This is a genomic window from Blautia sp. ZXY-1-C6, assembly GCF_056339875.1.
In genome coordinates this window covers 17,913-40,282 of record NZ_JBWJVQ010000129.1, presented here as the reverse complement: position 1 = coordinate 40,282, position 22,370 = coordinate 17,913, and the positions used below count along the sequence as shown (strand labels likewise).

The 22,370-nt window shown below is 38.1% G+C and carries 23 protein-coding genes and 1 pseudogene; 4 read left to right on the top strand and 20 right to left on the bottom strand.

Translation table 11 applies throughout. The features are described from left to right. Window positions 1-378 precede the first annotated feature (378 nt). From AC075J_RS04960 to AC075J_RS04950, 3 genes and pseudogenes are all read left to right on the top strand, one after another. Window positions 379-543 carry a hypothetical protein gene (locus tag AC075J_RS04960; RefSeq protein WP_182465366.1) on the top strand — a complete coding sequence of 55 codons (165 nt, stop codon included), beginning with the start codon at window positions 379-381 and terminating at the stop codon, window positions 541-543. A gap of 24 nt (window positions 544-567) precedes the next feature. Beyond that, complete coding sequence (locus AC075J_RS04955; RefSeq protein WP_118339092.1) at window positions 568-1,047, top strand: hypothetical protein; 480 nt, start codon at window positions 568-570, stop codon at window positions 1,045-1,047. Beyond that, a pseudogene (locus AC075J_RS04950) lies at window positions 950-1,453 on the top strand (IS66 family transposase); the annotation flags it as partial. The gene AC075J_RS04955 and the pseudogene AC075J_RS04950, both read left to right, overlap by 98 nt. A 35-nt stretch (window positions 1,454-1,488) precedes the next feature. Here AC075J_RS04950 and AC075J_RS04945 read toward each other — a convergent pair. The 15 genes from AC075J_RS04945 to AC075J_RS04875 form a co-directional block, all read right to left on the bottom strand. Further along, entirely contained in the window at window positions 1,489-2,601 is a 1,113-nt protein-coding gene (locus tag AC075J_RS04945) for a sensor histidine kinase (RefSeq protein ID WP_476390093.1), read from the bottom strand. 208 nt (window positions 2,602-2,809) lie between these two features. After that, window positions 2,810-3,412, bottom strand: a complete 603-nt coding sequence (locus AC075J_RS04940) for a transporter substrate-binding domain-containing protein (RefSeq protein WP_476390092.1) — start codon at window positions 3,410-3,412, stop codon at window positions 2,810-2,812. A gap of 374 nt (window positions 3,413-3,786) precedes the next feature. Then, complete coding sequence (locus AC075J_RS04935; RefSeq protein ID WP_287642594.1) at window positions 3,787-5,037, bottom strand: HAMP domain-containing sensor histidine kinase; 1,251 nt, start codon at window positions 5,035-5,037, stop codon at window positions 3,787-3,789. A gap of 70 nt (window positions 5,038-5,107) precedes the next feature. Then, window positions 5,108-5,812, bottom strand: coding sequence for a response regulator transcription factor (locus AC075J_RS04930; RefSeq protein WP_008703658.1), 705 nt, complete (start codon window positions 5,810-5,812; stop codon window positions 5,108-5,110). Between the two features lie 168 nt (window positions 5,813-5,980). Further along, window positions 5,981-6,757, bottom strand: coding sequence for a C39 family peptidase (locus AC075J_RS04925; protein ID WP_476390091.1), 777 nt, complete (start codon window positions 6,755-6,757; stop codon window positions 5,981-5,983). Beyond that, the gene (locus AC075J_RS04920) at window positions 6,741-7,592 is read right to left on the bottom strand and encodes a CPBP family intramembrane glutamic endopeptidase (protein ID WP_020994004.1); all 852 of its coding nucleotides are present in this window, start codon (window positions 7,590-7,592) and stop codon (window positions 6,741-6,743) included. Before AC075J_RS04920 ends, AC075J_RS04925 begins: the two co-directional genes overlap by 17 nt. A 217-nt stretch (window positions 7,593-7,809) precedes the next feature. Continuing rightward, on the bottom strand, window positions 7,810-9,645 hold the full coding sequence (locus AC075J_RS04915; RefSeq protein WP_476390090.1) for a hypothetical protein: 1,836 nt from the start codon (window positions 9,643-9,645) through the stop codon (window positions 7,810-7,812). Window positions 9,646-9,651: 6 nt separating this feature from the next. Continuing rightward, window positions 9,652-10,143 (bottom strand): sigma-70 family RNA polymerase sigma factor, encoded by a 492-nt coding sequence (locus AC075J_RS04910; protein WP_025577142.1) that lies wholly within the window; start codon window positions 10,141-10,143, stop codon window positions 9,652-9,654. Window positions 10,144-10,426: 283 nt separating this feature from the next. After that, window positions 10,427-10,867, bottom strand: a complete 441-nt coding sequence (locus AC075J_RS04905) for a hypothetical protein (protein ID WP_055059632.1) — start codon at window positions 10,865-10,867, stop codon at window positions 10,427-10,429. 296 nt (window positions 10,868-11,163) lie between these two features. Continuing rightward, entirely contained in the window at window positions 11,164-12,702 is a 1,539-nt protein-coding gene (locus AC075J_RS04900; RefSeq protein ID WP_118592847.1) for a L,D-transpeptidase family protein, read from the bottom strand. 27 nt (window positions 12,703-12,729) lie between these two features. Continuing rightward, complete coding sequence (locus AC075J_RS04895) at window positions 12,730-14,157, bottom strand: DUF4179 domain-containing protein (protein WP_118592848.1); 1,428 nt, start codon at window positions 14,155-14,157, stop codon at window positions 12,730-12,732. Continuing rightward, complete coding sequence (locus tag AC075J_RS04890; protein WP_008703676.1) at window positions 14,157-14,675, bottom strand: RNA polymerase sigma factor; 519 nt, start codon at window positions 14,673-14,675, stop codon at window positions 14,157-14,159. Before AC075J_RS04890 ends, AC075J_RS04895 begins: the two co-directional genes overlap by 1 nt. Before the next feature lie 275 nt (window positions 14,676-14,950). Then, window positions 14,951-15,334, bottom strand: coding sequence for a glycoside hydrolase family 95-like protein (locus AC075J_RS04885; protein WP_118409236.1), 384 nt, complete (start codon window positions 15,332-15,334; stop codon window positions 14,951-14,953). Window positions 15,335-15,715: 381 nt separating this feature from the next. Beyond that, window positions 15,716-16,822 carry a DUF4179 domain-containing protein gene (locus AC075J_RS04880; protein WP_476390089.1) on the bottom strand — a complete coding sequence of 369 codons (1,107 nt, stop codon included), beginning with the start codon at window positions 16,820-16,822 and terminating at the stop codon, window positions 15,716-15,718. Beyond that, window positions 16,816-17,358, bottom strand: coding sequence for an RNA polymerase sigma factor (locus tag AC075J_RS04875; protein ID WP_055059636.1), 543 nt, complete (start codon window positions 17,356-17,358; stop codon window positions 16,816-16,818). Before AC075J_RS04875 ends, AC075J_RS04880 begins: the two co-directional genes overlap by 7 nt. 207 nt (window positions 17,359-17,565) lie before the next feature. On the opposite strand from AC075J_RS04875, the gene AC075J_RS04870 reads away from it, so the two are divergent. Continuing rightward, a complete protein-coding gene (locus AC075J_RS04870) occupies window positions 17,566-18,414 on the top strand; it encodes a hypothetical protein (RefSeq protein WP_055200764.1) in 849 nt (282 codons plus the stop codon). A gap of 273 nt (window positions 18,415-18,687) precedes the next feature. Here AC075J_RS04870 and AC075J_RS04865 read toward each other — a convergent pair whose 3' ends face one another. The 5 genes from AC075J_RS04865 to rpsB form a co-directional block, all read right to left on the bottom strand. After that, the gene (locus AC075J_RS04865) at window positions 18,688-18,951 is read right to left on the bottom strand and encodes a hypothetical protein (RefSeq protein WP_476390088.1); all 264 of its coding nucleotides are present in this window, start codon (window positions 18,949-18,951) and stop codon (window positions 18,688-18,690) included. Between the two features lie 24 nt (window positions 18,952-18,975). Next, entirely contained in the window at window positions 18,976-19,530 is a 555-nt protein-coding gene (locus AC075J_RS04860) for an SGNH/GDSL hydrolase family protein (protein WP_161275909.1), read from the bottom strand. Window positions 19,531-19,533: 3 nt separating this feature from the next. Next, the gene (locus AC075J_RS04855; protein WP_055054004.1) at window positions 19,534-20,061 is read right to left on the bottom strand and encodes an O-acetyl-ADP-ribose deacetylase; all 528 of its coding nucleotides are present in this window, start codon (window positions 20,059-20,061) and stop codon (window positions 19,534-19,536) included. 472 nt (window positions 20,062-20,533) lie between these two features. Then, on the bottom strand, window positions 20,534-21,472 hold the full coding sequence (gene tsf / locus AC075J_RS04850; protein WP_008703687.1) for a translation elongation factor Ts: 939 nt from the start codon (window positions 21,470-21,472) through the stop codon (window positions 20,534-20,536). Between the two features lie 100 nt (window positions 21,473-21,572). Next, on the bottom strand, window positions 21,573-22,316 hold the full coding sequence (gene rpsB / locus AC075J_RS04845; protein WP_022380890.1) for a 30S ribosomal protein S2: 744 nt from the start codon (window positions 22,314-22,316) through the stop codon (window positions 21,573-21,575). Window positions 22,317-22,370: the final 54 nt, after the last annotated feature.

Below are 22,370 nucleotides of genomic sequence, written 5' to 3'. Positions count from 1 at the left end.
AGGAACGATTTTATTATATCATATCAGTCTATTTCTGTATAGCTGTTTCCATTCTCATCAGAGATTTCGCTTTTAGTTTGTTACTGTTCAAAGGTATGTATAAGTCATTGTAAAAAGTGACGAAATTATTTTCTCTATTTTGTGGATAATTATCTTCAGCAGGAAAAACTGTATTTATAGTTTTTTCTGCTGTTCTTTTTCACAAAAGTTATACACCGAATCCTATCCATTCTTTCAGACAGAGGCCTTATATCTACTCATTTCCAATCTTATAATGGAGATTTATCCACAGTCAGATTGCCCAATGGGTCATTTCCGGAAATTCGCTTTTTTCCTGCATTTCTGCTATACTTTTTTCAAGAAAGAGAGGTTGTTTTTATGGAGATTGATTTTATACAGGAACTAAAAAAACGTGATGAACTTCTTGACAGCTATCTCAGGCAGATCGAGATCCAGGAGGAATTCATCCAGAAACAGAAAGAGCTGATCGAATATCTCGAGGATCATATCTCAAAGATCACAGATATCGTCGGCAGTGTTTAGCATGACTGTACCGGAGGAAAACGTATGCCTGATACTTATGATCATATCACTCTCATGTGTCGGCTGAAAGCTGCACAACGCAGAAACAAAGAACTGGAATCTGGTGAAAGATATATCCAGTTAGAAGAACTTCATCAGAAAGAGTACAACGTTTATGAACATAAGATTGAGAAGCTGAAAAAAGAACTTGCAGATGCGTACAAAGAAACGATCCGTGTGCGCAATTACTGGTTTCAGGTACTGGAGGATATGCTCCGGGAGTTTGAAAAGGCACAAAAAAGGTCCGCGCAGGAACTCCGAAAAATGGAGATCCGTGCACTGAATGCAGAAAAACAAAGAGATGATGCACTGGATAAAGCAGCCGTTTTCAGACATCAGTTTTATGAAACGGCATCCAGACTGGAAGAAGAACAGGGCATTTCTGTCCGACCTGACGGGTGGAAAACTGAATATTTCCAAAGGCATGATAAGCAGACTAAACCGGGAGTTTGCTTTAAAAACTGAACCTGAACGCAGGTCTGCCTATGCAGATATGCTGCTTTCCCCTGTTATGCATACAGATTGTACAAATGCCAGGGAAAACGGAAAGAGCTGCCAGGCATATGTCTGTGCAACACCGGACGGAAAAGCCCTGTACTTTGCCCGCGAGAAAAAGGGACACGAAGGAGTAAAGGGTACGGTTACAGAAGACTATCAGGGGATCCTTGTCCATGACCATGATATTACCTTTTATAATTATGGAGCAGATCATCAGGAATGCCTTGCCCATGTACTGCGGTATCTGAAAGCCAGCATAGAGAACGAACCAAACCGTACCTGGAATAAAAAAATGCATGCATTGGTGCAGGAAATGGTCCACTTCCGAAATGGATGCCGGCAGCCACACGGACCAGATCCGGAAATAGTCTCATCCCATATTTTCCTGCGGCACTCATCTTGCTTTTTTTAATCATCTTTATAATAATCAGCTACCTCGATCATGCCACGGATTCCGTTAATAGGAGTTCGGATATCATGACTCATTCGCTGCAGAAATTCTGTTTTTGCATTATTTGCCATGTCAGCCCTCTGAGCTTCTTGCAAAAGTTTCTGCTTATAGGCTTCTTCCTGCATCATCTGAATCTTCAACAATTGCGCATTTGATCTCCTGCGGAAGGCAAATACGGAAGCAACCACAAAGATATACAACAGTAACACGACCAACAGGTTTTTAAAAACAGAAGCAAACGCCATTTGCTCATCTATAAACATATAAACATAATAATCACGCCCCTTAGTCATTCTGCCAATATATCTACATTTTCTGTCTGAAACACGGACCAGTTTGTTAGCTGGTTTCTGTTTTACCTGTTGGATAATATTAATACCTTCAGAGCTCAGTCCAATCAGATTTTCGTCGTTTGAAGCAACCACATTTTTTCCATCTGTTACAACAATCATTCCGCTGGAATATGTATCATAGCCACTAAAAAGGCTCTGGATCGTAAGATTATAGTTTCTGGCATACTCAGCCGTTGTATGATAAAAAGTAATAATTATGCCTTTTTCGTCAGAACGTCCATATGCAGCCAGATCCACCTGTGATCCATCCTCAAGAACGATACTTGCAGCATATGTTTTTCGGGGATAAGCAACTACATCAAGTACTGTTTTCTTTTGAATCTCATTCTGTAAAGCCCGGGAATTAAGATTGTCTGTACTGTATTCACATTTTACCTTTCCGTTTACATCAAGTATAATAATTCCGGTAAGTTTCTGCTCCTCTGCATATGTTTTCAGCTTATCCTTCGTAACTTCATCCTTTGTATACGTCAGATTACGATTAACCTGCTGAGCATTTTCAATTGCACGCATTAAACCTTTTGTTTGGGATGCTTCATTATATCTGTTATAAATATAACATTGTTCTTTCACATATTTCAGAGTCTCGTCCATTTGCCTGGCAACTGCTTTTATATCGGTTTTTACAGAATAAACTATAGTTATCAGAAACAGAAGCAGTCCTATAGTAATAATGATGATTTGAGTCTGCCGTCTGGACAGTTTAGTTATTTTCAATTTTGTCCACCTCCAGATATCCACTGGTTTCGGGAAGATATTTTTTTAGAATTTTCTCTTCACTTCCATCTTTTCTCATTTCTTTAAAGATTTCTGTGAGTTTTTCCGGAAGTCCACTATCCGTGTTTTCAGGAAAAGCTACTCCAATTCCTGTAGTCAGGATAGCTTCGTCCAGGATTCTTATCTTTGCCCCGTAATCTTTTATATACTATTGTACGGAGGTTTCATGAGCTGCTATGGCATCAACATAACCTTTTCCAAGAGAGGTAAAAAGCAGTTTTCGGTTTTCTAAGCTATACACATCTTTTACCAATGGAATAGCAGGATTCATCCTGTTAAGAAAGATATCCTCAGGCTTTGTGGAAGCCTGTACTGCGATTACTTTTCCCGACAGATCACTAAGCTTCTGTATATTACTGTTTTCATTGACTGCAACGATCTGCCGGCTCACCATATATGGACCTGCCCACTTATAATCATTCTCCCGGCCATCCATGGAAAAGCACCCCCATAAACAGTCTATCTCCTTATTTTCCAGATTTTTATCTTTATCATCCCATACGATCTTTGTAAATACCGGCTTATAACCAAGGCGTCCCAGAGATTCATTTGCAATGTCAACATCAATCCCTGCCGGCTCTCCATTTTCATCGGAATAATTGAAAGGTGGAAAATCGTCACTTCCAATGATTATCTCTGATATATTTTCCTGTGAAGATGTTCTTTTCTGTGTTGTAATTGAACATCCTGATATCAGTAATACCCCAAAAGCAAACAAAAACGGTATTACTGCCATGTATTTAGATTTCATGCTATGTACCTCAACAATTTTCTCTGATTTTTTTGGATTTTACGTCATTATAATAACTCTGTTTATACTGAATTTACATAAAAGATATAATACAAAACATGCACAAAATTTTATATTTTTACAAAGAACAGGTGATTTTTCAAGTGAATCATATTATGTAAATTTCACTCAGAGTGGTGCTCCATCACTTTTACTCTGAAACTCCATCTTCATTTTTACTTGTGCCAGTTTTATTTCCAGTACTCCTTCAGAAATGAGCATAAAAAGCGCCATAGGTTTTTTCCAATGCCTATGGCGTGTAAATAATTTTCTACTCTGCGGATACCTTGTTTATGATTGTCTGCCTGAACAGGCATCTATGCCAACAGATTTCTCTATACTTTTGAAATTTTATGATACTCTTTTTTCTCCGGAAAATACAAAATTATACAATAAGTTAAATCGTCTGCGTTAACTTCCATTCGCCCATCCATCTGCTCCATCATAATAGAAATATTCTGCAACCCAATCCCTGTTTTTTGATGTTCAGAATCAAATCTGGTAATACTATTTTGAATACTGATTCCTACTTCTTCATTCCCATAACAAAGCTGTATACATACCTCATTTTCATGTTTTCCATATTTTTCAATATTAGAAATAATATTATTCATAATTCTGCCGATAAAATCTGTATTTATACATACAGATATCTGTCTCCACTCCAACCGATCTGTATTTACTTTAAATCCTTCATATTCCAGTAAAGCACACAGTTCAGAAAGATAATCTCCAAAAGCACACATAATATCTTCTGCAGGTTCCAGTTCTATATGGTGTCGTGAATTTACAAAAAAATATTCAAACATCTGCTCCGACAAATCTCTGATCTGAAGTACACGATCAAAGGCTTTATTTATATATTCCTGAGTAACCGCACCTTCTTTTTGCTGCTTTTTTAGAATCTCAAGATATGCCATCAAACCAGTCAGAGGAGTACGCAGATCATGTGACATTCCTAACACCAGCTTCTCCTGTGCACTCTTCAGGTCATACTCTATCTGCTCTTTTTTCACCAATGTTTGTCTCATATGTTCCAGTCCACTGGCTAACTGTGCAATTTCATCTGTTCCCTGAACAGTTACATTCCCCTGCAAATTTCCTCTGCTGATTATACTTACCTCTTTCATAAGGCATTGTATATATTTTACATTCTCATACATTCCGGATACAACAATTCCAATACACGCCGCGACTCCAAGTACAACAGAAAAGACCATCAATATGTTAAAATATTTATCCGCTGTTCCTTCATATATATATACATCTGCCGCTCCATCCTTAAATGAAATTCTGTGGTACATTCTCCATGTCAGATTTGGTATTTCTCTGCTGCCATACATAATTTTACCGTTGTAGGAAATATCAAACAACAGCCATTTTCCCCTTGAAATCGTGAAGTCATCAATATTTCGTTCTGTACCCCATTTTTTCAACATTTTATAATCAGATGCACTCAACTTATTTTGTGTGACATATTCCTGAAGTTCTTCTGCACGTTCTGTCTCTTCAGCATAAACATATCCTGTACGAAAGAAAAAGCGTTGCAGTAACCCCTTTCCCCCGAAATATGTCACGCTTAACACTAATAAACCTGCTAATAACCCCTGCATAAGATAGCAAATTATCTTGCCTGTCAAACTATTTCCGCAAATTTTATCCAAGGCGATATCCCTTTCCCCATACGGTTTGAATCATCTTTGGTTTTTGTGGATCATCTTCGATTTTCATTCGTAATCTTCGGATATGCACCATAACAGTATTTCCAGATGAATATAAGAACGGCTCCTCCCACAAACTCTCATAAAGATTTTTTACCGAGAATACTTTTTTCGGGTTTTCCATCATAAGCAATAAGATTCTGTATTCCATTTCTCTGAGACTGATTTCCTTTTCATTGCGGAATACCTCATTACATTGAGTATTCACTTTTACTTTTCCATATTCAATCCAATGTTCTTTTGTCTTCTCACCTTGTAATGTCTGACTATATACATGATATCTTCGTAGTAACGCTTTAACCCGGGCAAGAAGTTCCGCATACGAAAATGGTTTCACGAGATAGTCATCACCTCCTGCCATAAGTCCGAGTAATTTATCAGATTCCTGACTTTTGGCTGTCAGAAACAACACTGGAACATGTGAGATTTTTCGAATTTCTTCACAAGTTTTTATCCCGGATATTCCCGGCATCATAATATCAAGAATAACAAGGTCAATATCATCTGATACTTTTTTCAAACACTGATATCCATCCTCTGCTTCCTGAACAATATATCCCTCACCTTCAAGAAGTATCCTCACTCCTTCTCTAATTGCTGCATCATCTTCTACAACCAAAATATGATTATCCATTTTCATCCTTTCGTCTTCTATAGCAATTCCATAAAATAATGCAATCAAGACAGTTCAGCAGAGTGCGAAGGACAAGGAAGATACCTGCAGGCGTGCTGACGCACGGCAAAGATATCTGACGCAGGACTTCACGCTATGATGGACTGGGTTGTTTGCAGTATTTTATGGAATTGCTTAAGCTGCATATACCCATATTTGCTGACATTGAGAAATCAGGGTGGTATATTCCCATTTTTTTGAACTGTTTGTATAGCTGAATGGATCGTTTACAGAAAATTTCTTTCTGGAATAATCATAAATAACAATAAAATGCCCTGAATTTGTAAAATCTCCGGGACCCATAGCACAGATTATCAGATTTCCATCTTTAAGTCTGTCGGCCATTTCCTGTTCTCCCAGCATATCAAATTGCGAAGCAATTACACCGTAATCCAAAGCAGCTTCTCTCATGAATTTCCAAGATGTTCCAATACCCTCTACATAATATCCCTCGTTCATGGATTTTTGCGCAAGCACAGGTGGTGTTGCCTCTGTATTTCTGGTTAAACTGTATATTACCATTGCCATGCACGTCGGACCACATCCGGAAATTCCTATATCACTTGTTCCATAAGGTTCATATCCCCATCTTTTATCCCATTGAATAAATAAAGGAACTTTTTTCTTCCGTTCCTCAAATGTAAGTCCTTCAGAAGACTTCTTATGTACATCATTGTATCCTTCGACAAATTCCAGCATTTCCGGATTTCTTTTTAAATCCTCTAAAAGAATATCCGGATAATTTTCTGTATGTAAAAATATCTTCTTCCACTCTGCACTTTCCATTATCTGTTTTTTGTAAGCGTCTGTCAATATAATACCCTCTTCAGTTTTTTTTGCTCTTACTGTCACAACTATCCATGCTGCCAGAATTAAAATCAGAAGAATAATTTTACTACAACTTTTTCCCATATGTTTTTTTCTTTTTTTCATCATAAATCACCATTAATATGATCCCGGTAAATCCTGCCATTGTTGGAATTGAAGCTGTAAACCCTACCGAACCATTAATTCCTGTAAGCAACATATTTTTACTGTTTACAGTATACATCCATATTGCAGGAAAGTTCTGTGCCACATCAATATGAAAAATCTGGCTTTCTCCTGATAGAATATTATACAGACAATGAATCATAACCGAAGACCATATAGAACCTGTCTGCTCTGTAACAAGTGCCAATGCAATTCCTGCAATTTCAACAGAAATAATCATCATAATTACTTTTTTTATATCAGAAGTATCAATCCCATCAAAATGATAAACAGCGAATAAAAAACTTGAAACAAACACTGCACATTTCTTTCCAAAAGTATTCTGAAGCAGTCTTAAAATCATACCACGAAAGACAATTTCTTCTGTTACTGCCGCTTTAATACCTGATGATAAAATAGAAATTGTAACTACATCTATGATTTCTTTATATGTAAGGTTTCCTTTTTCAAATGTTCCCTTTGTAAAAAATATATAAAAAAGGCATATTAATACTGGCATTAATACCGCTGTTATACACCACTTTTTTTTCGGAAGCGGCATTCCTAAAAACAAATCCTGCATTTGAATTCTTATAATATACTTCGTATATAAATATATCATGGTCAGCAGGCTCAAAATCGCAAATGTCACATATAGAATTCTCACATATGGATTCTTCTCACATATCCCATATGCAAATGCTATACTAAATTCATCCGTAAGCTGAATAAGAATGAATGCTATTGCAATATGGAATGTACATTTTATTTTCATAAATGCTCCTTTACTTTTCTCCTCATGTATTATTTTCTAAGAGTTATCTCTTAGAATGTACTTATACAATAACATTTAATTCTTACCTGTTCATTTAACTGTACCTTAACTATTCTTAACTATCTTCAAGCAGATGCAAGGCCTATGACGAAAGCTTTGCCTTAGAAGCTATAGCATCATCCATGGTCATGTTCCCCATAAAATTTGTTTTTCATGTCTACCATCCAAATGCGTCCCGAATCAAAGCCCCGGTTTCTCCGTCTATATAAAACAATTCCTGTTCTTCTGGTGAATCCTTCCATTGGTAGGGACAGCAAAAACTCCATACAGGTCTGTAAACAATTCCATCTGCCGTTTCATCAATATAATATTTCAGGCGGATTTTCGTAACTGGAATCGTGATTGGTTCTGTTTTCTCCGTCGTGTCCTCTTCCGTAAAAAATCCGATTTTTCCTTCTTTTACATATTGTTCCACCGATTTCATAATTTCTTCCATGGGAAGCATAGTAACTGTTTCTTTCTCTTTCACCTGAAGCGGGATTGGTATTTTGAAATAGCAGTCTTCAGGCTTGAGACCAAATCCTGTGCTTCCCTGATAATGATACTGAGAAAGTCCACCTGCCGGTATTCCATTCAACAGAACTTCTGTGTCGTAATAATCATATCCTTCCGTCATGTCGCTAATTGGTTTTCTTACAGAAGTTCCAGATAAATCAGCTTTGGAAAACAGTTGATTTATAATATTTAATTTCTCATCTTCCGTATTCTCGCCTAAAAATCCCAGATCTTTTTCACTTAATCCATCACACTCTATCATCCCATCCGAAATAAATAACTGCAGTCCTTTTTCTTTATTTTCCCAGACCGTTTCATCTGTTACAGATTTTTCCCATCCATCTTTCCCGCCAAACCAGGAGCAGATGTCTTTCTCTGATATATTGCATTTTTTCAGAACTCCCTTTGAAACGTCATCAGTATTTCCGGTAATATCAGCTTCTATTGTAAGGGTTCCTGATTTCCCTGGCAGAGAAGCTGTTACATGGTTTTCCTTTACCTGTAACATTGTTTTCTCCGGATCATATTTTTCATTTACACTCGTAGTATTTGGCGAACTTTCCAAATCTGTTGTGTTCTGCGTACTCTCACTCGAAGATGGTTCTACTCCGGTGTCAGCAGCCTGCAACTTCCCTTCTTTTCTATATTTTTCAATGATATCCCTTACTTCATCCTTTAATGGAAGGGTTAACGTAAGAGTCTGAGGCGTATATCCTCTGTAAACGTCCTCCGCAGGAAGTGCATAAGAAGCCCTTCCTTCTGAATCTGTAAAAGAACCAATTTTAAAAATCTTTTCGTAAGCTTCAGTGTCTTTCCAGGTATAATAAATTTTACCGTCATAAACAGGATATGCCTGAATAGTCATGGAAAGTTCTACTTCAGAATCTTCTTTTAATATTTTCTCAATCAAAGCGTCATCATACAAAGTAATATGCCCATAATAAAGATCTTCTCCTTCTATTTTATTTAAAGAAGCCAGTGCATCTTTTCCATTCACCGTTGCATGATCACGGCAAGTGACCATATAATTCTTTGCCTCATTGGAAGGTTCTCCCACAAAACTTAAACCGCCGCCATCAAAATACGCTTCTTTAACAGTCAGCATGGACTGATTCCAATCGACCACCTCGGGAGTTATTGGATAAGAAGTAATATTTTCCACATTTTCTGCAGTTGACTCAGGTTCTGTGACAACCATTTGAGCTGCCTCCTGTTCAGCGACACCCTGTTGTTCAAGTTCTTTATACAGTCGTCCGATATTTGTTGCAAGTACACCAGTACTAACTCCTAATATAGCAGCTACCGGAAGAAGAATCCGAATTATTTTTTTCTTATTTCCTGAATTTTTCGTTCTTTCTCCATCTGTTTTTTTACTTAAAGCCCCCGTTGTTTTCTCGTCTGGGGAATTTAAAATTCCACTCAGAACATCTTCCATGGCTTTATCAATATTTTCCGGTATTGCAGTTTCTTCTTTTAAAATCCTTCTGATTTCCCTCATATAGTCTCACCTCCTGATCACCTTTTTTAATTTTGCTCTTGCCCGGGAAAGTTTGGTTGATACGGTATTGCTGTTCATTTCAAGAAGGGCACTGATTTCCTTAACTGAAAACTCATCAAAATAATAGAGTTCCACGATTTTCCTACTTTCTTCATCCAGGCATAAAAGCAATTGTTTCCATTCACAGAGATTCAGTTCTTCACAATGTACACCTTCTGCAAAATCATCCAGTTCTGCTGCATGGTTCTTTTGGCGGAGAATGTCCTTGCACTCATTTATAAGGATCCGCATCAGCCAGGTTTTAAAATACTTCGGTTCTCTCAGTCTCTGTATATTTTCATAGCAGGATAGGATTGTATTTTGCAGGGCATCAGCAATGTCCTGCTCATCCCGAAGATAAATCCAGGCAGTCTTATACAGGCTCTGCTTATTCATCCGGATTAATCTGACAAATGCTTCTTTATCTCCATTTTTAGCCTCTGTTATTAAAGCATCCATAAAGTACCTCCTTTTCTTCTTATAATTATTAGACTTGAAAAACAGCCATTTGCTTTCAAGAAAAAAATTTTATAAAAAACGCCATAGGTTTTCGATACCTATGGCGTGTAGATATAGGGAAAAGCTGTCTTTTTTATCGGCAGTGGAATGTTTTCTGTGTTTGTGCCAGATCATCCAAATCATATGAGTGAATTCCTAATGCTTCTAAATCCATTATCCATTCCTGAACTTCATATCCCAAAATATCTGCGAATATTTTTTTCAATATTCTTCGTCTTATCAATTATCTTGTATATGATTCGGTGTCTTTTCCGTCATATACAAATACTTTTATATCCGTATTTTCACCAACATCAGCATGAATACCTACCGTGTATTCTTTATCTGTAACGTTCAGAAAAGAATAGCAACCACCCGCAGGAATACTGCCAGATACGAGTTCCTGTTTTCCTTCGCAGAGCAGATGCACAATAACGTCAAAATCGTTTCTGTTCTGAACCGTCAACACGCCTGTTTTGGATAAAATTTTTGCATCAGAATATGTAATTACATAAGAATCAGGCGTTGACTCTTCCGCACAGGTTACAGAACAATCCCACTGTATCGCGGCATTTGCTTTTCGACAGGCTTCTGAAGACTTATATGTTGAAAACATAATCATTGTACTTATAGCAACAATACTAATAATGACCAACACTATTGTCACTTTTTTCTTCACAGCCATCACCTCCACACACAGTTCAATTTGTTACCCATATGATATCATATCTTTTCTTCAATTACATTACCTAATTTTAATACACAGCCATTCGACTTGCTATTACTTTGTTTTCTTCCATGTATAAAATTGCGGATTTGAATATATCTCCCGGTCACAATCTTTTAAAAGATCCTGAAAAAGTTTTGCCCACATCACAGGTATTTTTTTATTCTTTAAAAATGAGGTCTTCTTTTCCAAAAACAAATATCCGGCGGATTGAAAACATATTAATTAAAGCCGTCTGGCAGAATAATATAGAATTAGTAAAAACAAATTATCGGGACATCATACTGAATAAGACTATAAAGCTGCCCGGCATTTTCCGGGGGAAGATTGATGCATCCATGAGAACCACCTGTAAGATATCTGTCACCACCAAAGTACGGCTGCCAGTCTGCATCATGAAAGCCAATTCCTCCATTGAATGGCATCCAGTACGTTACCGGCTGTTCATAAGAATAGGTTCCATTTGCTGTCATTTCACCTCGCAGCACGGACGGACTGCTCTTTGAATCCAGTGTGAATATTCCAGGGGGTGTTTTTCTATCCGGATCACCTGGCAGTCCGGATACGATTTCTGATTGAAAAATAATATTTCCATTCTGATAATACCACATATACTGCTCTATAAGATCTACCTCTATATATGTATCTCCGAGATCATTGATCCCATGTGCATTTGCTCTCATAGAATATACCGGTTCCCGGGTTGTCTGGGTTCCTGACTGAATTTCCTGCATGAACTGTGCTGCTTCCTTGTCCTGATCAATCTTCCATCCATAGGCTGAGCCATATACATACACAGTCCTTCCGCTTGTGGTTTGAAATTGTCTTTCAGTGCCAACTGTATCATGATCTGCTGCAAGCTGTGCCACATAATCCACTACATGCTGCCTGAAGGCTCCATCATCCGGAAGCAGCTGTCCTTTCTCGTCAAACTGCAGCCAGTTTTTGATGGTATTCCCGTCAAGTGTTACCGTTTCATCTCCAAATGTATATGTGATATTTGCTTTTGTCAGGTTATTATATGTATTTACCATATTCTGAAGTTCTGAACTTTCTTTCGTCACATCTGCTTTCTTATATGCCTTTGGATTACTTCCCAGATCTACATCAGCCGCCTCATTATCAATTGCTCCGCTTATCATCTGATAAGCTTCCCTGGCATTTAATTCACTACCTTCTGTCTCTGGCACTATAGTAAATTCTGAATTAGCAAAACTTACATATGCATTTTCCGGTGCTATCTGATTCTCTTTTTGGGCACAATTTAATGAACTTACCTGTTCCTCCAGCTTTTCCCGACTGAAAACAGTCTCTTCTTGAACCATATAATTTTTCGTTTCAAAAAAACCTCTAATCCATTCCCATGGTTTCTGAGTCTTCAACAACCGAAGGATTTCCCCGCTGGATACATATTGATAATCAATGTCTTTCCCTGTGATAGTCTGAGGTTCCTGCATCCTTGCACTTACCTGAATAACATAGTTATCCTTTTTCCCTGCAATCTCCTGCTCAACTTCATAAGCTGTCTTATTTGAACTGTCAATTCCATTGATGGTCGTACCCAAAAAGAAGTGATATGAGTAATAATAAGATATACCTGCATACACACAGCAGCTCATAACCAAAATCATCACTATAAGCATTACAACTATTTTCATAATTTTGTTTTTCTTTTTGTCTGAAGATACAGTAGATCTGAATTCAGACTTGTCCAGCGGCACATAAATAATTGTTCCGGGTCTTGCCGATTTTGAAGTTCTTATTGATTGCCCCATCACTTCTTTTTGTCTCATATCTTATTCATCTTTCTTTTATATCAATTAGTTTTTTGCATTGTCATTGTCAAAATGCAATGTCTTATGGTACTTCGCATTCTCCTCCAGAAGTTTCTTCCATTTTTGTCCATCCTCTTTCGTAGGATTATCAAAATTCTGCTGGCCTTTCAGCTCATCCATATACTGGACATAATCCAGAAAATAAATATCTACCGTAGAAATATCTCTGTCCTGAATTGCGAAGTTATTACAGTTTCCAGTAGACTCATTGTACGGAAGTGTGTTTCCATTGGCATCAAGAGCTACCATAAAGCAATCACTGTTGGAACCTTCCTTATAAAGTTCATTTACCGTCAATTCATATGGAGTACGAATCACCGATTTAAGTCCAATACCTGCATCGTTTGTATCATTGAGTTCCAATACTTCTGTCTGGGAATCATCTACCGTAACCGGGATATCGAAGCTCCAGTCACCTTCATATTTGTAGTAGCCAGCATCCCTTCCATATTTTTTCTCATCCTCTTCTGACCACTGATAGTTTGCTTCCAGTCCTCTTACCTTCGTAATATCCAGATGCAGGTTAAAGGTATCTGGAATATCAATATCTTTAATGTATTTCTGATATTCTCCACCACGTTCAGACAATTTATTGATAAACTCTTCCAGCAGCGCATAACCTTCATCCGTCTGATCATCTAAGTCCGCCTGAGTTATTCCCATCTCATCCATTACCTGCTGTGTCATTTCATTGTATTTCTCATTATATTCCGTATAATCTTTTGCGGCTTCAGCCAAATCATAACGGAAAATACATGCATAGGTGTTATCATCCAGAAATTTTCCTTCCACTTGACCGTCAATTACCGGGCTAGCCTCTGAATTAAAGTCCACACCCCCTGTCATATCCAGATCAATGACTGGTGTTCCACTTTCCGCCCCAGTTTCTGTCTCTGGGAACGGTTTATCACTTTTAAACTGCATAGTCACATAAATTGCCTGGCTGTTTGCATATACCTCAGAACATGTAATTGTCAGCCCATCTGCTGTCTTAGTGTAAATAGCATCATTATTGGCATGATCTGTCTTGGCTCCGTCTGTTTCACTGCTATCTGTCTTCGTTCCATCAACAGCTTCCAAAGTTGTTGCATGATCTGAAAAGTCACCAAAGAAACTCACATTATCCTGTAAAATTTCAAAGAGTCCTCCTACAACCGGGATATTTTTTGCCATTACCGGATTGATTGCACAGAATACAAATCCTACTGCCAGTACCGCTGCCATCCCTCCTGCTATCCTGCCTCCACTTTTCATCCAATGATATGGATCCTTTGATGCTTTTTTCTGTAAAACAGCGTTATTTTCAATCAAACGATATGCCTGATTAATATGTTCATGCACGATTTCCGGCATTTCTATGTCCTTTTGAAGTTTTTTCTGGAAGTCTTTCTCATTATAATTTAAAGTCATCATTAGGCACGTCCCTCCTTAACCTTATATCCATACATCTCTGCAATCTGTTTTCTGCCACGATAAAGACGAGATTTTACAGTGCTTTCCTTCATATCCAGAATGTCACTGATTTCCCGGATACCAAATCCTTCCATATAGTATAGAAGAACAACCAAGCGGTATTTACTGTCCAATGGCTCTAAAGCCTGGATCCATTCCATTGCTGCATATTTTTCTTCGTGAAAAGGCGTTTCCGGCATCTGATCCGTATAAGTAACCAGCTTTTTCTTCTGTATCATGTCCTTGCACTTATTGATCAGAATTCGGATCATCCATGTTTTGAAATATCTGTTCTGTTTCAGACTTTTCAAATTTTCATAGCAGGAAAGAATCGTATCCTGTATTGCATCCGCAACATCTTCATCATTTTTCAGATATGCCGCTGCAACCTTGTACATACTCTGTACATTCTCATCTATAAGCCGACAAAAAGCATCTTTATCGCCTTTCTTTGCTTTTCGTATCAAAATCTCATTCATTGTCGTCTCCCTTCTCCTATATCAGACCGGTCATCAGGAAATATTGTATAAAAGCTTTTCTTTATGTGCTTCTACTTATTAGACGTGCAAACTCCCAAAAAAGTTGCAATTTTTTTTAACAATCTCAGAAAATCCCCAAAAGATTAGTTTGAACACTTCCATGCTTTTCATGATTATCAGTCAAGGTGCTATAAAATATTCCAGGTACTAAAAACAGCCGTACCATGTGCTTTTACATGATACGGCTGCCAATGATTCCAGCCCCTCAGGACAGATCAATCAAAAATCATATTCTCTGTCCCATCAGGTTTTAAAAATACTGTTTTCGAAATTCCATTACATTCCAGCGTTACTTTCTGCTCATGGGAAGAACAGAGGCGAACCCTGTGTATCCTGCCCTCTCTCCATTCAAAATCAACTGTGATGTCACCCTGTGCCTTCATTCCCTGGACTTTTCCGTCCTTCCATTCATCCGGAAGTGCCGGAAGTAACAGGATGTACCCTTTCCTGCTCTGGATGAGCATCTCTGCAACCGCAGCTGCAAAGCCAAAATTCCCATCGATCTGGAACGGTGGATGTGCACACAGCATGTTGGGATAAATGCCGCCTCCCACACAGGAAATATTTTCCTCCCTGGTATAACGGAGCTGGTTTTTCAAAAGCCCCAGTGCATGTTCCCCGTCCCGTAAAGAAGAGGAGGAACAGACAATGAAAAGATTTAAAGCTTATATCGAATATGTAATGAACTTTTATGCCAACTATTACAGATTTTACCGGTAAGTGCAGAATATGGCTTCCGGATATAACCCGGAACCTGTATTTGCAGTTTATGTAGATCTTGTAATCAATAATTTCAGTATACGCTAGAATCCGTTTCCTGTACATGAACAGGATGCGTTAATATATAAACAAAATTTTACAGTTGGCAGACTTAGCCAAAAAGGACCGATATCAGTCTTGCAAAGACCTTGTATCGGTTCTTTTTGTATTTTCTCATTATCTAATTATGGGAGGATTTTTCTATATCACCGAAAAAACTATTATTCCCGCACTTCAAGCCACTGGTCAATGTTTCCAAAATGTACCGCCTGCAGGTTATCTACATCAACCAGTTGCGGGAAGCTGTTTCTGATGATCATGACACCATTTTCCTTATCCTGTTTTTCTCCACCGCCAGCGATGCCTCCCATGGTCCTATCAAGTGTTAAAACCGTTCCATCTTTATAGCGCACCTGGTCAATACTGGTTCTGGCATAAAGATCCATGCCATAATCTGTACCTGTGTACTCAAACTTGTTTTTCTCATCTTCATACACCTTCATAGCTTCATCATAATCAAGATATAATGACCATAAAAGGGGCGTTACTTCCATTTTTTTCACTGTGATTTCATAACCTCCAAAATCACATTTCCGGTTCACTTCCAGAGTTGTCGGAGGCTTTACTGCACCCAAGGTCCATTTAAAGTCCCATGTTCCATCTGTAATAACAGTCGTATCATAATCTCCTTCCTCCGTAAGATTCTTTAATGTGATTTCTACTGTTTTATTACTCAGATCATAATCACCGTCATAAGATATACAGGCGTTAAAATATTTAAGATGTGTAGAATTTTGATATGTTTTCAGTAACATATCCTGTCCTACCCCAGTGTTGAAGCTTCCAAATCTGTTATCGTCCACTGCATATACTTCTTTTCCATCAATCTTAAAATGTGCCATCTCCTCAAAAGAAGTATGATCAGTCATAGGAATATTGTCGTCTGTTTCCACTTCAAAAAATGCATACAGGAATCCCTGATCCTGAATAGAATCTGTCAGGGTAACAGTCACACCGTTCTGCGTTACAGACTGGTTTATATTCTGAATATAGGTTGATTCCTGCATCGTTTCCTGCTGTTTCTCAGATGGTTCAAGTCTTTTTAACAGATGGTCATTCCATTTAAAGAATTCTTTTGCCGCCACTGTGACTCCCATGCCTGTACAGATCACTGCTGCTGCAATCAGTAATCGGCCACTGATTCTTTTTCTTTTGTATTTTTTATTAACTGCATCTGCCTGCTCAATATGTCTCAGTGTCTCTTCAAATTTCTCATGAAAATCCTGTGGTACTTCCGGTGCTATATTATTCCATTTGTTCTCTAACATGACATTTTCCCCTTTCCTGTTATTCTCTTTGATGGTTTGCTGTTTTTCCCAGGCATCGGTCTTTTCTCTTCTTCATCGGATAACTGTGCTTTCAAAAACTCTCTTGCACGGGAAAGTCTGCTTTTAATCGTTCCTTCCGGAATATCCAGAGCCTCACTGATCTCTTTCTGTGAGAATTCTTCTAAATAATACAATGTTACCAAAATCCTCAGATCCTCCGGAAGTTCCATAATCGCCATATACAGATGACTGTATCTGTCCTCCTCAGTCAGCCTCATATTGTCCATATATTCTTCATATGGAATAACATTTTTTCTTTTCCGAAGAATCCCATTGCATTCATTGATCAATATCTTTGTGATCCATGTTCGAAAATACTTTTCTTTCTTTAAGGTGGGAAGTTTCTCATATGCCTTAAGAATTGTTTCCTGCACAGCATCCCCACAATCAGAGTCATTCTTCAGAATGGACTTTGATATATGATACAGCATGGCTTCTGCATCCCGAACCTCCTTAATAAATATATCTTTTGTCATAACTTTGTCTTCTCCTTTTGTCCAGCCGAATTACTACACGTGTTTGCTTTTTTACTTTTACACTAATTAGATGCACCGAGAAGAGAATTGGTTCTCATAAAATTATCTCAGGATTTTGTAATGTAAAAAATACAGTTTGCACATATACAATGATACAATAAAAATATAAAAATTATAGCAATTCCTACACGAAAGGGGTCATGTTTTATGAGAAAAAGAAACAATTTTATTTCTGTGTTTACTATGTTTCTGGCAATTGGTTTTGCAATTATCTTCTCCATACCCGTAAAAGCAACGGCAAATGGGGTCCAATTAAAAGCAAATCGGACATACACAGCATATGATGTTACCGGTGATGGAACGAAAGATAAAATCAGAATCAGAGCATCCAATCAAACCGACGATGAAGCATATTCGTCACTTACTGTATCGGTTAATGGAAAAACAGCTTACAGATTAAAAAATACACGTTTTTATAATGTTATAGCAAATATTTATACATTGAAAAACGGACAGCCGTTTTTATATCTCTATGCACCAGCCGAGAATGGTGACGGACCTGTATGTGCATTATTAAAATACACAAACGGAAAGTTCAGAAAGGCCCTTGATTTCACTGAGATTATGGCAGGATACGGAAACCATCGCATAGGCGAAGTTACCAACTTAAAAGGAAATAAGATTGTAATTACAGAGAGCATCGTTTCTTATTCTCTTGGTATCAATGCAATTAATTTCACCTACAAATATGTCAATGGAAAATTTGTTCCGACAAGCAGATATGGCTCCTATAAAGAAATATATTCCGCAGACGGAAGCAGCCGATATTTCACAGTAAACAGTGATCTTCCGACATATACCAGACCAGATGCTACTGCGGTGAACACGACACTGAAAACCGGATCATTAACAAAAATCATTAAATGCGCACTCATAAACGAAAAGATGTATATTCAGTTAGAATGCGATGGAGAAATCTACTGGATTAAAGCGCTGGAAAATCCACCAATTTCTGATAACGAAAGACAATTTATGGAAGTTAGATATGCAGGATGATATCATAAGAGGATGTCGGTTAATACCACATTTCGACATCCCCAGTAGTAATTGAAAGATGAAATTTATTTTTTGCCGCAAAATGAAGATAGTTTAAACTTTAAAAAAATCCCTAAAATTAGTATACCTATGGATAATTGAAAGATACAGAATCTGCAAATCAAGTAGTAGTTCTATAGAACTATTTTACAAAAAAATCATAGGTTTAATTCCCAAAAACCACCAAGAGATTTTTCTTATCTCCTGGCAGCTTCTCTTCATTATATCATTAAATTATTGTACAACACTCATGCTTTCATCGATCCAGTTCTGAACCATCGCAACACTTACTTTGAGATAGTGGGCTATTTTTTCAGCTTTCATTCCATCCGCAGCCATGGACAAAGCAGTTTCTTTTGCCTGTGGCACCACGATTTCATAAAAATAGAATCCCAGATAGCCGATATTTTCCAACTTGATGATGACAATACTCCTGTATGAGAGATAAAGCCCAAAAGAAAAGCAGTTTGAACCGAGAGTAACTAACTCGATAATCAAGCTGCTTTTTTCATATCACGTTATTCAATTCATCAAGACTTCTGCAATTATCTCTGCTGCTATCTGGGAACCTTTTTCATTTGGATGGCACCCATCATCCGCATAAAGATTTACTTTATCTGAAAGTTCATAAAATTTCTTTCCAACATCTGCAATCAAAGTATGGTTTCTATCTGCTGCTAGGTGATAAGCTTCATACAGTTTCTGATACATCTCATCATAATCCATTCCAAAAGTTTCCAACTTCTTTTCTCCACGTTGATATGCCCAAGTCGCATAAAAAACTGGCTTTGCTCCATTCTCCCTGATCTTCTCACAGAGTTTTTCCGCATTTTCAAGGAAACTGGCTTTTGATGTAATTAGACCATTGCTCATTTCCTGTAAAATGACAAAATCCCATTTTTCATTTTGCAAAGCTTCCTGTGTACGCTTTCCCATCTTTGTTTTCGGATTTAACTGATCTGCCAATCGTTCCCCTCCACGGGTATGTTGCACAATCTCTGCACCGGTCAACTCAGCCAACATGTCCGGCATATGATTTGCCGTTGTAAAACTGTTTCCTAACATCAATATTCTCATCTTCTATATTCCTTTATTATGCGCATTTACTTCTATCGCATAAACCAATTCCGTATGTTCATCAAACAAAACCCACTCCACCAGATCAAAATCATCTGGATGTTCCTTCAAAAATCCAGCAACTGTATTTACTGCAATTTTTGCTGCAAGTCCAACCGGAAATGAATACACTCCTGTAGAAATTGACGGAAATGCGATTTTTCTGATTTTGTGTTCCAGTGCCAGCTGCATAGAAGATAAATAACAGCTTGCAAGTAATTCTTTTTCATTTTGATTCCCACCATTCCATATTGGTCCTACTGTATGGATAACATACTCACAAGGGAGCTTATATGCTTTTGTAATTTTTGCCTTCCCTGTCTCACATCCATGTAATGTTCTGCATTCTTCCAAAAGTTCTGGTCCTGCTGCTCTGTGAATTGCTCCATCCACACCTCCGCCACCAAGAAGTGAATTATTCGCAGCATTTACGATTGCCTGAACATCTGTAATTTTTGTAATGTCTCCTCTGATTGTTTTCAACAATTCCATAATTTCCTTACTCACACTTTCTGTATTCTTCCAAAATGTCATTTGCTCCATAGATATTCTGGGAGTGTTCCATATTGCTGTTGCACATATTCAAAGATTTCTTCTTTACTCACACTCTATTCAGTTCCTGTTTTCTCTTATGTCCTGTTCTCAATCATACCACATTTCCAACCTTCCTACTACTGCCCAAATCCTTTTGCAATTTGAACCTCTATTCCTGCAAGTATTATAAATTGCTTTATAGTTAGCTACCGAAATCGCCACATTTTTCTTAAAAATCATGCAAAGTTTTCGTTAAGAAGTTCGTACGCAGGTTTTACGAAAACCATGACGAACATTTTACGAAAATCCGTTTAAAAAGTTACATGAATTTATAATGCAATATATGAAGTGGTGTATATAAGAAAAACCCTTGAAAATACTGGATTTTCAAGGGTTTTAAGACTCTTTTTAAAGTTCTGCAAAAACCAGATTACTGTGCCATCTGTTTTGCAACTTCTTCTGCAAAGTTCTCTTCTTTCTTTTCGATACCATCACCTGTCTCGTAACGTACGAAACCTTTAACAGTGATCTTAGCACCGTTTTCTTTAGCAACCTGCTCTACGTATTTAGCTACAGACTGTTTTCCGTCTTCAGCTTTAACGTATGTCTGGTCAAGAAGGCAGATTTCTTTAAGCTCTTTTTTGATACGACCTGTAATCATTCCTTCGATAACCTTAGCCGGTTTCTGGGATTCTTTCGGATCGTTCTGAATCTGAGCCATAAGGATTTCTTTCTCATGCTCAATGTATTCTGCGCTTACTTCGCTATCGCTTGTGTACTGTGGTTTCAGAGCTGCAATCTGCATTGCTACGTTCTTAGCCATTTCTTTAACAGCATCGTTAACTACGTCTGTTTCAACGTCTACAAGAACACCGATCTTACCGCCCATATGTGTGTAGGAAGCAACGAAACCGTTCTCTTCTGTAACCTGAGCAAATCTTCTGATGTTCATGTTCTCGCCGATAACTGCGATCTGAGCTGCAAGAGCTTCTTTAACAGTCTTAGTTGTATCAAGTGCCCATGCTTCTGCAAGGAAAGCATCGATATCTGCTGCTGTTGTGTTCATAGCCTGAGCTGCTACATCTGCAACGTAGTTCTGGAATTTTTCATTCTTAGCTACGAAGTCTGTCTCAGCGTTAACTTCTACAACAACTGCTTTCTTTCCGTCTTCGGAAACTAAAGTTTTGCAAAGACCTTCTGCTGCTACACGGCTTGCTTTCTTCTGTGCTGTAGCAAGACCTTTTTCGCGAAGGAATTCTACTGCTTTATCCATATCACCTTCTGTAGCTGTAAGAGCTTTCTTACAATCCATCATTCCGGCGCCGGTCATTTCTCTTAATTCTTTTACCTGTGCTGCTGTGATAGCCATTTCATTTTCCTCCTGAATAATATTCGTAAATCGCCCGGAGGGGCTTTTCCTTTTTCAATGACAGGAAAGCCTGTCGGCTTTCCTGTACTGGTTCAAAAAATTATTCTTCTGTAGCTGCGAACTCTTCAGATTCAGCTTCGATTTCACCGCCTACATCTGCAGTACCCTGTTTTGCTTCGATAACAGCGTCTGCCATTTTGGAAACGATTAATTTTACTGCACGGATTGCATCATCGTTACCCGGAATTACATAATCCAGTTCTTCCGGATCGCAGTTTGTATCGCAGATACCGATAAGCGGGATTCCTAATGTATGAGCTTCCTGTACGCAGATTCTTTCTTTCTTAGGATCTACGATGAAGATTGCATCCGGAAGTCTCTTCATTTCTTTGATACCGCCGATGTTTTTCTGTAATTTTGCAAGTTCTTTTTTCAGCTCAATAACTTCTTTCTTAGGAAGAACGTCAAATGTTCCATCAGCTTCCATAGCTTCGATTTCTTTCAGTCTTGCAATACGGCTCTGGATAGTTTTGAAATTTGTAAGCATACCACCTAACCATCTCTCGTTTACATAGAACTGTCCGCAACGCTCTGCTTCTGTTTTGATAGCATCCTGAGCCTGTTTCTTTGTTCCTACGAATAAGATGCTTCCACCGTCTGCTACGATATCAGCGATTGCATTGTAAGCATCGTCAACCATACCTACAGACTGCTGTAAGTCGATGATGTAGATACCGTTTCTCTCTGTGTAGATGTATGGAGCCATTTTAGGGTTCCATCTTCTTGTCTGATGTCCGAAATGTACGCCTGCTTCTAAAAGCTGTTTCATTGAAATAACGCTCATGTTTGTTCTCCTTTTTGGTTAATTTCTTCCGCCCGGTTCTTTTTCCTGGGGACC